The sequence below is a fragment of the bacterium genome (assembly GCA_036382775.1).
Taxonomy (GTDB): domain Bacteria; phylum Hydrothermota; class Tepidihabitantia; order SM23-42; family JAOAFX01; genus DASVHD01.
This window is the reverse complement of the sequence record DASVHD010000025.1, coordinates 1-12,877: the sequence shown is the minus strand read 5'-3', so window position 1 is coordinate 12,877 and position 12,877 is coordinate 1. Positions and strand designations below refer to the sequence as shown.

At 51.8% G+C, this 12,877-nt stretch carries 17 protein-coding genes; 14 read left to right on the top strand and 3 right to left on the bottom strand.

The features are described from left to right. The 6 genes from VF399_04330 to VF399_04305 all read left to right on the top strand — a co-directional run. On the top strand, window positions 1–1,808 hold a 1,808-nt coding region (locus tag VF399_04330; protein ID HEX7319568.1), incomplete at its 5' end, for a hypothetical protein. A 105-nt stretch (window positions 1,809–1,913) separates the two neighbouring features. After that, on the top strand, window positions 1,914–2,858 hold the full coding sequence (locus tag VF399_04325) for a T9SS type A sorting domain-containing protein (GenBank protein HEX7319567.1): 945 nt from the start codon (window positions 1,914–1,916) through the stop codon (window positions 2,856–2,858). 279 nt (window positions 2,859–3,137) lie between these two features. Next, window positions 3,138–3,746 (top strand): histidine phosphatase family protein, encoded by a 609-nt coding sequence (locus tag VF399_04320; protein HEX7319566.1) that lies wholly within the window; start codon window positions 3,138–3,140, stop codon window positions 3,744–3,746. A 122-nt stretch (window positions 3,747–3,868) separates the two neighbouring features. Then, a complete protein-coding gene (locus tag VF399_04315) occupies window positions 3,869–5,095 on the top strand; it encodes a hypothetical protein (GenBank protein ID HEX7319565.1) in 1,227 nt (408 codons plus the stop codon). Window positions 5,096–5,143: 48 nt separating this feature from the next. Then, a complete protein-coding gene (locus tag VF399_04310; protein ID HEX7319564.1) occupies window positions 5,144–6,091 on the top strand; it encodes a T9SS type A sorting domain-containing protein in 948 nt (315 codons plus the stop codon). A 132-nt stretch (window positions 6,092–6,223) separates the two neighbouring features. After that, complete coding sequence (locus VF399_04305; protein ID HEX7319563.1) at window positions 6,224–6,421, top strand: hypothetical protein; 198 nt, start codon at window positions 6,224–6,226, stop codon at window positions 6,419–6,421. A 69-nt stretch (window positions 6,422–6,490) separates the two neighbouring features. Here the strand turns inward: VF399_04305 and VF399_04300 are convergent, their stop codons facing one another. Further along, window positions 6,491–6,673, bottom strand: coding sequence for a hypothetical protein (locus tag VF399_04300; GenBank protein HEX7319562.1), 183 nt, complete (start codon window positions 6,671–6,673; stop codon window positions 6,491–6,493). Between the two features lie 134 nt (window positions 6,674–6,807). Here VF399_04300 and VF399_04295 point away from each other — a divergent pair, with 134 nt between their 5' ends. The 5 genes from VF399_04295 (at window position 6,808) to VF399_04275 (ending at window position 9,755) form a co-directional block, all read left to right on the top strand. Then, window positions 6,808–7,467, top strand: a complete 660-nt coding sequence (locus VF399_04295; GenBank protein HEX7319561.1) for a hypothetical protein — start codon at window positions 6,808–6,810, stop codon at window positions 7,465–7,467. Between the two features lie 118 nt (window positions 7,468–7,585). After that, window positions 7,586–8,356, top strand: a complete 771-nt coding sequence (locus VF399_04290; GenBank protein ID HEX7319560.1) for a hypothetical protein — start codon at window positions 7,586–7,588, stop codon at window positions 8,354–8,356. Between the two features lie 45 nt (window positions 8,357–8,401). Beyond that, the gene (locus tag VF399_04285; protein ID HEX7319559.1) at window positions 8,402–8,713 is read left to right on the top strand and encodes a T9SS type A sorting domain-containing protein; all 312 of its coding nucleotides are present in this window, start codon (window positions 8,402–8,404) and stop codon (window positions 8,711–8,713) included. Between the two features lie 40 nt (window positions 8,714–8,753). Then, window positions 8,754–8,999, top strand: coding sequence for a hypothetical protein (locus VF399_04280; protein ID HEX7319558.1), 246 nt, complete (start codon window positions 8,754–8,756; stop codon window positions 8,997–8,999). Between the two features lie 123 nt (window positions 9,000–9,122). After that, window positions 9,123–9,755, top strand: a complete 633-nt coding sequence (locus tag VF399_04275) for a FlgD immunoglobulin-like domain containing protein (protein HEX7319557.1) — start codon at window positions 9,123–9,125, stop codon at window positions 9,753–9,755. A gap of 75 nt (window positions 9,756–9,830) precedes the next feature. Here the strand turns inward: VF399_04275 and VF399_04270 are convergent, their stop codons facing one another. Next, window positions 9,831–10,481: a DUF4919 domain-containing protein gene (locus tag VF399_04270; GenBank protein HEX7319556.1), complete on the bottom strand. Its 651-nt coding sequence runs from the start codon at window positions 10,479–10,481 to the stop codon at window positions 9,831–9,833. Between the two features lie 126 nt (window positions 10,482–10,607). Between VF399_04270 and VF399_04265 the strand changes: the two genes are divergently transcribed. From VF399_04265 to VF399_04255, 3 genes are read left to right on the top strand one after another with little or no spacing between them, the layout of a single operon-like run. Beyond that, entirely contained in the window at window positions 10,608–11,327 is a 720-nt protein-coding gene (locus VF399_04265) for a DNA alkylation repair protein (GenBank protein HEX7319555.1), read from the top strand. Next, a complete protein-coding gene (locus VF399_04260) occupies window positions 11,324–11,803 on the top strand; it encodes a TspO/MBR family protein (GenBank protein HEX7319554.1) in 480 nt (159 codons plus the stop codon). Before VF399_04265 ends, VF399_04260 begins: the two co-directional genes overlap by 4 nt. Window positions 11,804–11,813: 10 nt before the next feature. After that, window positions 11,814–12,458, top strand: coding sequence for a hypothetical protein (locus VF399_04255; protein ID HEX7319553.1), 645 nt, complete (start codon window positions 11,814–11,816; stop codon window positions 12,456–12,458). 15 nt (window positions 12,459–12,473) lie between these two features. Here VF399_04255 and VF399_04250 read toward each other — a convergent pair. Continuing rightward, window positions 12,474–12,877, bottom strand: a 404-nt coding sequence (locus VF399_04250; protein ID HEX7319552.1) for a glycine radical domain-containing protein, incomplete at its 5' end; no start/stop codon positions are given.

The following is a 12,877-nucleotide window of genomic DNA, read 5'->3' as shown; positions in this document are numbered from 1 at the left end:
GTAAGTATACGGCGATCCTGGGCGGGTATGCGGATACGATAACCGCGACCGGGAGTTATTCCTACCTCTTCGGTATAAACAGCAACCTCACCCAGGACTCGACGTTCATGGTGGATATGCCCCATGTTTGGTTGGGAACCGAGGCCAACGGCTATGAGTTCCCTTACGGTCGCGGCACGGACGGACAGGTCATGAAGACCAATGGGTCCGGGATCCTATCGTGGGGCTCGATCGTCTACGTGGACAGCGCGCGAGTCGCGGCGAACGCCCACAAGCTGCAGGGCAAGGACACGACCGACCTGAACAACAGCTACGTGAACGAAGGTCAGGTAAATTCCATAGCGAACGCCATGATCCAGGATGGTGCGGTAACGACTACGAAGATCGCCGACACGGCGGTCACCATGCCCAAGATCAGCCAGGCGGGTGCGACCACGGGTCAGGTGATCAAGTGGAACGGCACGGCCTGGCAGCCGGCAGCGGACAGCTCGAAAGACAGCGACTGGAATTTTCTTATTTCCGATGGCGCGGATACGACGCTCCAGATGGGCGGTCGCTGGGGTATCGCGCGGGCCGGGAACACGTTCTTCGGCAACGGTGACAGCACGCACGTTAATTTCGGCGTTTCCTGTACGACCGGAACGAATGGTAACAATTTTAAATATACCACCATCACCGGCGGAATGGGCAACAGTGCCCGCAACGACTATACGACCGTGAGCGGCGGCTACCAAAACATTGCCAGCAATAACTATGCGACAGTGGGTGGCGGAATACAAAACATTGCCAGCGGCTGGGTTGCGACGGTAGGCGGTGGAGTGAGCAACCAAGCCAGCAACGAATATGCGACCGTTAGTGGCGGATCGGTCAATATCGCCAGCGGTATCTATGCGATAGTGGGTGGCGGAAGAGCCAACAAAGCGCGCGGTCAGTATTCAGTTGTCAGCGGCGGCGGCAGTACTGTTGAAGCCGATTCCAACTCGGCGATCGGCGATTATTCGGTGATCAGCGGCGGATGCCACAATATATCCGGCAGCATCTATGCGACCGTGGGCGGCGGGTACTTAAATAATGCCGGCGGCGATCGGGCGACCGTGAACGGCGGCAGCAACAACACGGCGAGCGGATTGCGATCAACGATCGGCGGCGGATGGTACAATACGACCAGTAATTTCGAAGCGACGGTTGGCGGCGGAACGAACAATAATGGCAGCGGTAACCAATCGACCATTGCCGGTGGCGGGTATAATATCTCCGGTGGCACTTGTTCAGCAATCGGCGGTGGATACGGCAACAGCAGCGCCGGGAATGGCGGGGTGATCGCAGGAGGCGAATCGAATAACGAAGTCGGTTCTTTCCAGGCGATCGGCGGCGGAAAATACAATGACATTAACGGAGATTATTCAAATATCGGCGGTGGAGAGAGTAATCAGGTCCTCGGATATTACTCTGCCATCCTGGGTGGTTATGCAGATACGATCTTCGCGGATGGCGATTATTCCTATCTTTTCGGCATCAACTCGAACCTTACGCGGGATTCGACGTTCATGGTGGACCTGCCGCATATTCGGTTCGGAACCGAGGCAGCGGGCTATGAATTCCCGACGACCGATGGCACCAACGGCCAGGCATTGGTCACGAACGGCACCGGTCAGGCGAGCTGGGGAACGCCATCAAAACACGTGACTTATACCCCGGGCAGCAGTTCGGATCCTAACGGCAATGTCGGTGATATGGCCTGGGATGACAGCTATGTGTATGTCAAAACCAGCGCCGGTTGGAAACGCTCGGCATTGTCAACCTGGTAGATCAAAGGACGAAAGGGAAAAGATAAATAAGCGCATTCGCTTGACAATATCGCCATTAGGTGGTAGAATGTGTCGCAGTAGACAAAGGGGGTAACGATGAGTCGAATGTTCTTTATTATCTTGCTGTGCGCGATGATCACTGGTTTTGCGAATGCCGATTTTTTGGACGAATTCGACAGCACGGCGCTTAATCCAGGGTGGCGGATATTTAATGAAGACACGGCTTACTGGAGCCTTACTGAACGACCCGGGTTTCTAAGGCTCAAGAGCCAGTACTTCAGCGGGACGCCCAGCAACTTTTTTTATCATATCGAGGTGATCAACGGCAATTTTGAGTCGACGATCAGGTTGATCGCCCATCCTGATTCCGCCGGTCAGTCGGTCCTGATGAGCGCCGATTTTGACTCATTATTTTCAAGTCCACGTGCACTGGTCGGCTTTGGCAATCTTCTGGGCATAGGATCGGTCGTTTTTTATTTGTTTTGTGACACGATATATGGCGGCACTTTTTATTCCGATACCATGGTGTACCTTCGACTGAGGACGAACAGCGACACTATATTCGCGGAATACAGCTCAAATAATACCGATTGGATAAACATCGGGTCTTACTATGATTCTCATTACAGCCAGCTCCAGACAGCCGGTTTGATGGCGCTCAACCACCCGGATTTAGGCGGGTCACCTCAAACACCAGCGATGAACGCTGATATCGACTGGTACCACTTGGTCGCGCTGACCGTTGTGGAAGAAGGCGCAGCGGGCAAACCGGATATGCAAAGCAAAGTGTCTGCAACGCCCAATCCGTTCCGAGTCCGAACAGATATCCGATACAAGATACATGATGCACGATGCAAGAATGGGATGTTAAAAATCTTTGATGCTACTGGTCGATTGGTGAAGCAATTTAACCATTTAGCCATTCAACCATTTGACCAGATTACCTGGTCGGGTGATGACCAGAATGGCCTTCAAGTTCCAGCCGGGGTTTATTTTATCCGGTCGGTAGATGATGGTGCGGCAGCGGTGAGAATAGTAAAGATCAGGTAAGAAATACAGGTACGGGGTTTGATCGTAAGAATGGGAATGTCGTTTCACCCCTTGACAAACGCATAAAATGTATTATAATAATACGAAGCAACGAACGGCGCGTTCTGCGATCTGATGCGCACGGGAAACGGATCGCGCATTTAACAACTTATCAAAAAAGTCCTGATCATCGGGGCCGGTGATTCATATTCAGTGCTGTCCCGTAAATCGGGACTTTTTTGTTTTATACGGTTGACTTCGGGTGATCGGTTCATATAATACGGCATTGGCGACGTTAATATGATCATATATTTGTTGCGTCATGGCGAAAGCGAGTCCAATTCGAACAGCATTTTTGCTGCCAAAAAAGTCGATCTGCCCTTAACTCAGCTTGGCATACAGCAGGCTGTATTACAGGCAAGGAGATTGAAAAATGCCGGTTTTGTGGAGATTTTCTCAAGCCCTTTGTTGCGGGCAAGGCATACTGCGGAGATTGTCGGGAGAAGCTGCGGTATTTCATCCGTCATCGCCGATGAACTGAGCGAAGTAGACGTGGGGCTGCTCGATGGCAAAAACATGGAAGATCCGCATAACTGGGGAATATGGGAGAAGGTACTGGGAAAATGGGAAAATGGCGAATCCGACGTTGGTTTTCCTGAGGGCGAAACACTTGACGATGTTAAGTTCAGAGTTACCAGCTTCATTGAGAGACTACAGGAGACAAGCAAACCAATCCTCATTGTGAGCCACTGCGCTTATTTCATGGCCTTCATATGGCTTTTTTGTTTAAATCATGGTTTGAGGATCGAGGATGGGCATATGGGCCGCGGGTGTTATTCGGTCGTAAAACGTAAAGACGGCTGTTTTGAACTTGATAAATTCAATATCGCTCCTAAAATAATAAATTGAACTCGCTGTCGGGAAAAAGAGAAAAAGAGTATTGACAAATTGTAAATCGCGATTATACTTAAGTATAAAGTAGTGTCGTGAATAATGGGTTAAAAACATAAAAGAAAAAAGGAGGATTTGATATGAGAAAACTGATCGTATGCATCATGGGTTTATGCCTGTCGGCGGGTTTTGCCGCCTGGCAATCGATCGGACCATACGGCGGAAGCCTGTACTCAATGGGTGTGGCGCCGTCCAATAACAACATCATCTATATTGCTTCGTATTCTTATCCATCCAGCATCTGCAAATCAACCAACGCCGGTGATTCATGGGCTAAGGTCAGCTCCATTGATAACTATATTTATTTCTTGGCGGTCGACCCGGTCAACCCGGACATCGTATACGCCGGGTATTACAACGTGCTTTACCGGTCGACCAACGGCGGCGGGTCCTGGACTTATTATTCCATGGCAGATTATTATTTCGAACTCATGGTGCATCCCACTCAACCCAATATCCTGTACGCTGCGGGCGAGGCTTACGACGGCGTCAATTACACGATGACATTCTTTAAAAGCACGGACTCGGGCGTTAACTGGAGCCATGTTCACCTGAACAGCTACTCGGGCAATTGTTATTGCATGGGCATTGATCCTTCAAACCCGAACGCAGTGTATGCCGGCGGGTATTATTATAATTCGACATATTACCCGAGCGTCTATAAGTCGACGGATGGCGGTGCCAGCTTCGCCGATGTTTCCTCAGGCCTTCCATCCAGCTGCTATTATGTGTATTCTGTCGCCGTGCATCCGACCGATCCCAGCATCGTCTATGCCGGGGCGTATAACGGCATTTATCGCTCGACTATCGGCGGCGGGTCATGGGTGTCTGTCTACGCTCCCTACGGGTATGTCCAGCGTCTGGCGACCACGAATGCGAACCCGGCAGTCGTTTATGCCGGCGCCGATACTGCGGTTTATAAGAGCACGGATAATGGTCTCAGCTGGTCGTACGCGGGAGCCGGCCTAAGGGGGAAGTCATATCGCTGCCTGGCTGTTCATGACGCGGACGCGAACATGGTTTACTTGGCAAGTGCGAACGGATTTTTCAAATCAACGAACGGCGGTTCGAACTGGCTGTTGTCGGTCGCGGGTATGAACATGGCGACAATAAACAGCTTCGGGATCGCGCCGTCAATGCGTTCGACGGTATATACTGAAGCGCCGGGCATAGGCATATTCAAAACGACGGATAACGGCGCGAGTTGGACATCCATGCCCACGCCGCTTTCGTGCGGCAATATCTGCGCGTTCGCCGTGCATAATACCGGTCCGAACAACGTCTGCGGCTTAGAGGGGTCGGGCTGAGGGTACGCCGAGCTCTACAAGAGCACAGACGGCGGGTCCGTCTGGAGTTTGATCGACAGCAATTATTATACGGATGGCGGCGCACTGGTCGCGGATCCCATTAACAACCTTGTGTATTACAGTGGCGGTGATTATTATAACGGCGTCAACTACCAGATGTCGGTGTCGAAATCCACCGACGGCGGCGGGATGTGGTCGAGGTCGATACTGACGACAACCGGTGGTTTCACCTACGCTCTGGCGGTCGATCCGTCCAACACCAATGTCGTGTACGCGGGCGGTAATCCTGGTTTATTCAAGAGCACCAATGCCGGCTCGAGCTGGGTCTTATCGTCGACCGGCTTGAGCGGGATCGTCAACGCGATCGGGATCAACTCTGTAAGCTGCAATATTCTATATGCCGGCACGACTGATGGCGTATTTAAGTCGACCAATGGTGGCGCGAACTGGACCGACTGCGGACTGGATACCGCGCAGGCGGTACTGGTCCATCCATCGGCGCCGGAGACGGTCTTTGCTGGGACTAAGACCGGCGTTTACCGGAGCGCGAACTCAGGCGGTTCCTGGACCGCGATGAGCGCGGGACTTGACAACCTGGATGTTACTTCCCTGGGCATCAATCCCAATTTTTACCTGTTCTGCGGCACCAGGGGCTGTGGTATGTACGCCAGCAGCCTGGCGATCGGCGTGGAAGAAGCCGGCGGCGAGCAGACACGCGAACAAGGATTGAGCGTGTTCCCGAATCCGTTCAGTAAGCAGTTGACTATCCACTATGCACTAAGCACTAAGGACGAGAAGGCGGTGTTACGGATCTTTGACGCCGCGGGTCGTTTGGTAAGATCCTATTCTCTGTCTGGCGCCTACTCCATAGTGCCTAGTGTCATCACCTGGTATGGTGATGACGAAGCAGGTCGTCCAGTCCCCGCCGGGATCTATTTCTGCCGGCTGGATGGCGCGCAGCCGTCAGTCCTGGAAAAATTGATCTTCCTGAGGTGAAAGCGAGCCCACCAGCAATAAACTACTTTACTTCATCGAGAATTTGTGTATAATTAAAATAAGAAAGTCTAATATTTGATCGCGGTGCTCAAGATTTGGTTAGATAATCAAATGATCCTGAAGGAGGATTAAATGGAGCATAAGAACAGCAAGGGCGTGCTATATTACCTTAACTGTAAAAAGGTCAAGTTCGGCGGCAAGATGAGAGACCTTTATTATTTCAGCAAGGCGAAGAGACCTGATACATACTGCGAAAAATTGCCGGATGGTTACACGATCATCGAGAACAAAAGGACCGGTCTGCCGATGCTGAAGCCGGTTAAGAAATAAGCTGAAAGGTAACCGGTAAAAGGGTTCAGCAAACAAAGCAAAGTCCCGGCTGAGATGCCGGGACTTTTTTTATGAGCCGAGTTCCCCTAAAAGGTCCTGCCAGCGCCGCAGGGCCTGCTGTTTTCCTTTCCGCGTGTATTTTTTCTTGTCTTTATGGATGATGGTCGGCTTATGGGGCGTCCGGCGTCTGCGGTCAACATGGACCGTGATCTTATTTTTCCCCGTGGTTTTCTTTTTAATTTCCCGTTTCATCGCGCTGTTTTTCCGATTTTAAACAATGCATTATACCAGGGATCGGTCTTTTGTCAACCGTTCCTTTAACGAGTTGATCATTGACATCGGCACGAAATATATTACAATGGATAAATGAAAAAAAGGGGGCACAGATGAGAATAACGATGAATCGCGGCCGTTTATCTGCATCCGCGCCGATTACCGCGATCGGAGCGCTGGCAGTTCTGCTGGTCCTGAACAGCGCGGCGGCGCAGTGCCTGTCAAGACCGGTGGCGATGCGCATGGGCGTGAAGCTCGGATTGACCGCGTGCTATTATGATCCCGACGACAATACCGGTGTCTACAGCGGAACAGGCATGAACATCGGCGTGGGCATGGGGTCAGATTTTTTCGGGCTGCTCGGGTTTGACATGACCCCTCAATTCCGGACCACAGTGTATTCCCGTGATGAATGGTGGGGACGCAGGACGCTTTCTCACAATAACATCATGTTCCCGTTGACCCTGTCTCTCAGGGCTTATATGATACCCGTGGTATCGCCGTTCATCGGGCTCGGGATCGGGTTCAACATACAGCTGGCGGGTGTTGAACGCCACGAATTCGCGTCCGGCGATGCTGTTGAATATGAGCTGAATGATACCGGCTTGCTTGGATTCCTGGTTTTCCCCATGGGCGTTGACATCAAACTCAATAAGTGGCGGCTAGAGCCATCGGTTACTTTCAATATAACCGGTTCTGGTGACGAAGCGAACCCGCCGGAAACCCTGAAGAGAGATATCGATATCTCGATCGGGGCGTACTACTCGCCCTGATCCGGAACGCTCGACAGCGGTCTGCATTTTGTCTATTGACAAACTATCTAATGTGAGTATTATTTAGAATGGTTGTTACTGTATATAGGGGTAACATAAAAAAAAGGTGAAAGGAGGCATGATGCGGCATAGAAAGATCCTCGAATTCCTCATCGCATTCATCATCCTTACGAGTATGGCTTTTAGCGCCGGCGAGCGGCTGTGGCTGACAACCTGTCCTACGCAGGGTTGCTATGGAATGACCTATAACCCAACCGACAACCGGATGTATTACATAAACGCAACGCTTAGATACATCAGGATCGTTACATCGGACAGTCTGCTCACGGAGTACGGCACGATCCCCACGCCCAACAACGATTCCATGTGCACGGACATAAAGTACTGCGCGTACGACAACACCTTCTGGGTGTTGAACAACATGTATAAGCGGGTATCCAAGATCAATCCCTCGACCGGCGCGGTCCTGCGCCAGTTCAACAGCCCGGCGGGCGACTACCCGGTCGGTCTGGCCTGGGATGAGGTCAACCGGCAGCTTTACATGTCAGACCGGCGGTCTTCGATGGGCATGCCGCAGTTGGTGTATTGCTGCGACACGATGGGCAACGTGATCCAGAACATGACCGCGCCTGCTGCGAACTACGGCATCCGGTGCATCGCGTACCGTCAGCAGTACGGTAGTGTTCCTGCTCATCTTCTTGCCGTCTATACTTTCTTCAATACATCCGCTGGGCTCGATAGCGCCGGGGTCTTTGAATTGGATCCGACCGACTGCTCGGTCGTGAATTTTTTCAGGTATTTGCCGGCCGACACGTGTAATATCAGGGGTGTTGATGTCGACCCGCGCAATGGCAATTACTGGGTAGGTCTTTACCAGTACGGTACTTGAAGTACTTGCCCAGCGGCGATCTCCAAGGTCGCCGGCTTCCACGGTGTGGAAGTTGAAGAATACAGCAGCAAAACATTGAACAACGATGTAAACCTTGATGTCCAACCCAACCCCGGGTACTGTCCGGTCACGGTCTCCTACGTGCTGAAGCAGGGTGCGTCGGTAATATGCCGTGTCTACGATGCCTCTGGACGCGTCGTCAGGGATCTGATCTCTGCATATCAGACTGACGCCAAACAAAGTGTGATCTGGGATCGGAAGGACCAGAACGGCCATCCTGTCACAGCGGGTGTATATTTCGTGCGGTTGCAGGCGGGAGAGTCAGTTAACCAGGTCAAACTCGTGATCGTGGATTAGGATCGAAGGGTAAGAACCTGGAACAAAAGGAGGAGATAACATGAAATATCTAAGCATGATCCTGTTATTGCCGTTGATCGCGAGCGCGGCCAACTGTTTTATCTGGAATTACCAGGCGACTGACACGATCTACGACGCGGAAGCAGGTATGACCGTGGACCACACGTACTGGGTCGGGCAGACCCTGACCAGCCTTGGGCATACATATGTCATGGACACGGTCCTGCCGACCAATATCACCGACTATCAGGTGGTATTTGCCCTGTGCGGCTGGTATAATTGCTGAAGCGATTGCCAGCTTGCTCTGGATGAGCAGCAGAAACTCATTGATGTTCTGAACGCGCACAAAGGACTTTATATAGAGAACCCCGAACTCGGGTACGCGCACAGCGGCACGACCCTGTACCAGATGCTCGGCGCGACTTATCTGGGCGATGGTAATTACTACACGACGGGCAACGTGAGCTCGCTGACCGGAGAGACCAGTTCTTTTGCCGCCGGAATGGGATTTGATTATATGTATCAGCAGGAGCCGGATAATTATGTTGACTACATAGGTTCCAATGGTGGTATCTTGCTTTTCAAATCGCAGGATAACCAGGGGCGTGTCCTATGCTACGGTGGCACCAGCAATGATTACAGGTCAATATATGCAACCTGCAATTTCGGGGCCCTCCGTAACAGCACGAGCTCCAAACTGCAGCTGATGACGCGGTACATGCAGTACTTTCTGGAGACAATGGTAGCCGAGGAAACGGGTATTAATGCCTTGAGTGATCTAACTCTGTTCCCGAACCCGGTGTCTGAGAATACGTCATGCCGGTTCACCCTGGCAGCACCCGCGCACGTAAACGTATCGATCTACAACGTGGCTGGTCAGATCGTCAGGGACCTGGCTGATGACAACCTCTCGGCTGGTGGACATACGATAAAATGGAATGGCCGGGACGATCACGGCGCTGAGGTAAGCAGCGGCAGTTATTGTTTGAAGATCACGGTTGGTTCTGCCGTGCAAACAAGGACGTTTGTATTGGTCAGGTAATATCCGAAGGAATATAACACAGTCCCTATGGCCGTCATGGCCATAGGGACTGTTTCGTTAAATGATCGTTATTTCCTAGCGGTACCTGTTATCCGCCCAGCGTATGGGTATATCGACATTGAAGTAGACGGTCAGTGTGTCGCTGGTATTGATGTCGACCGCTTTAAGCCGGTCATAGGACGATCCTTCATGTTCGATGAGGATCTGTTCACCGGACCGCAGGCCCAAAACTTCCAGAAGAGTATACTCTTCTGGGACGGCAATGACCACGAATGCCGTCTGGAAGCTTTTACCGTCGCCGGAGTTATAGATCGATCTGATCAGACCGCGAGCGACTGCATCGTGAAAAGCGCTTTTCACGGTATCGCCGAGTGCGCGGTACGAGATGCTACAGATCAAGTGCGCTCGGGCGTCAAGAAAATTGGTCGTTAATATTTTGCGGGCGTTCTCCAGTGCGTCCGAGTATTTTTTCTGGATGACCGCCCGTCTCATTATCATGCTGATCGTATCTTTCGGATTGTAAGGATCATAGAACGATGTCTTCGCGTAGGCCATGCGCAGTTCCGCGTAGTCACATTCCTGCGGCGCGCTCAATACCTGGCGGACAAGCGCAACATAGACCGAATCAGGGCGGGTAATAGGGCGCAGCGAGGCCGTGTCAGACTGGGAGCCGCAGCCGGCTGGAACCGATAGCAGGATGATAAGGCATACGATCAAGGCATCCATTCTGAACATTGCCAGTGATTATAGTCATTCACGGTCTGCAAGCAAGAGGAAGATCGCCGCCCGCCGCGGCATATAAGCCGTTGACTAAACGCAAGATTTCAGCATAATAAAAGCCTTGGAGTTTACATGATGACGGTTACTGATACGATGCGACGATTGAAGGATAAAGCCCGGCCTGGCCAGCTTGACGGCATGGCAAGGTTCGGGATATCGATAAAAAAGCGTTTGGGCGTGCCGATCCCGGACTTGAGGGCATTAGCCAAAGAGATCGGGAAAAATCACGATCTTGCCCTGAAATTATGGGACACGGGGATCTCAGACGCCCGGATCCTCGCGGGTATGATCGATGAACCGAACAAACTTACGGGCAAGCAGATGGAAGATTGGGTCAAGGATTTTGATTCCTGGGATGTGTGTGATCAGGTATGCATGAATCTATTCGAAAAAACACCCCTCGTCCGGGAAAAAATAAAACAGTGGTCACGGCGTAAAGAAGAGTACGTTAAACGTGCGGCATTTGCTCTGATCGCATGCCTGGCATGGCACGATCGTACTGCCGGCGACGGTGTTTTCATGGCCTTTTTTTCGTTAATAAAAAAAGCGGCGACGGATGAGCGCAACTATGTGAAAAAAGCCGTTAACTGGGCATTACGCAACATCGGGAAAAGGAACGGCGACCTGAACCGGGCGGCGCTGAAACTGGCAAAGGAGATCATCGCTATCGATTCCAGGCCGGCGCGCTGGATCGCATCCGATGCGATCCGGGAATTATCGAGCATGCCGGTCAAAAAGCGGCTGGAAAAAAGGTCCTCGTGCGGGCACCATGACCGGCAGGAGCAAACATGAATACTAAAGAGATCATCAAGCTGATCGCCAGCATATTCATCTGCCAGGGGGCAGGTATTATCGGTGCGCTATTTACCATGCCATCGATACGGACCTGGTATGAAACGCTGAACAAACCGTCATTCCGGCCGCCCAATATTATTTTCGGTCCGGTCTGGACGATATTGTTTTTATTAATGGGTGTATCATTATACCTGATCTGGCATAAAGGTCTGGCCAGCCAGGACGTCAGAACGGCGCTGCTTGTTTTTTTGGCGCATCTTATTCTTAATATTGGCTGGTCGGTTTTGTTTTTCGGCTTGCGTTCGCCGGGTTTCGCTTTTTTCGAAATCGTGATATTGTGGCTGGCGATCTTGTTGACCATGTATTTTTTCTACCGCATATCATTGATCAGCAGTCTCCTGTTGTTGCCTTACGCATTGTGGGTCAGTTTTGCCGCCGTACTCAATTTCACGATCTGGCAGCTTAACCGTTAGCGTTCGAAATATGCGTTCTTTTGAGCGGCTCAAGAAATGCCTGGCCTTAAGTGTTATCGTGATCGGCTGCACGTCCTCGCCGCCCGCCGTGCCGTCGGGCACAGATGACACGCCGATAGATATTCTTAGTGACCCGCGTCAGGAGATCATCAATTCTCCGGATTCGATCAAGATCAAGGTGTCGGATATTGATTTTGCCATTGCATTAAGGGCTACCTATGCGATTTCCGGGATCGTGCTGAGTAAAAAAAACTACCGCAGCGGTTGGAGCGCCATGCTCGCGCCCTGCGATTTCGCGTTGGGGTGGGGAGATCTTGTAAAAGACGAGACCTACAAGCAGCTGCATTGGTCCCAATCCAACCGCTGGTATCATTGGCGTTACGGCAGCGGTTTTACGCGTGATAATAATTTTGTCGCGCGCTACAGCTCGAACAATCACATCGTTCCGGCAACGGAAAACCTGGCAAGAGCGGTGAAGTCGCTTAAACGCGGCGATGTTGTCGAGCTCGGCGGGTATCTGGTGAATATCAACGGCAACAAGGATGGCACGCCTTACTGGTGGTGTTCCTCGGTCCGCCGGGACGATACCGGCGATAATTCCTGCGAGGTCATATACGTGACCAGGTTGAGGACCAAAGGCCTTTTGTTTGAGTAGCTGGAGAGTGGTTGGCTATGACGCACCCTGCTCGGTGCGTTTTATTATTTCTGCCTGTAATTCTTTTGTCAGGTCTACAAAATAATCGCTGTAGCCCGCGACCCGGACGATCAGGTCGCGGTATTTTTCGGGATCTTTCCGGGCCGCTTTAAGGGTTTCTGCGGTCACCACATTGAACTGGATATGATGTCCTCCCAGATAAAAATACGTGCGGATCAGGGCGGCAAGCTTCGCGATCCCCTCGTCGTCAGCCAGGAGCTGGGGCGTGAATTTTTGGTTCAGCAATGTGCCGCCGGTCTTTATGTGATCCATCTTGGAAGCTGATTTTATTACCGAGGTCGGGCCGTTCTTATCCGTACCCTGGACCGGCGAGATCCCTTCGGACAATGGCGAACGGCTGCGGCGGCCATCCGGCGTCG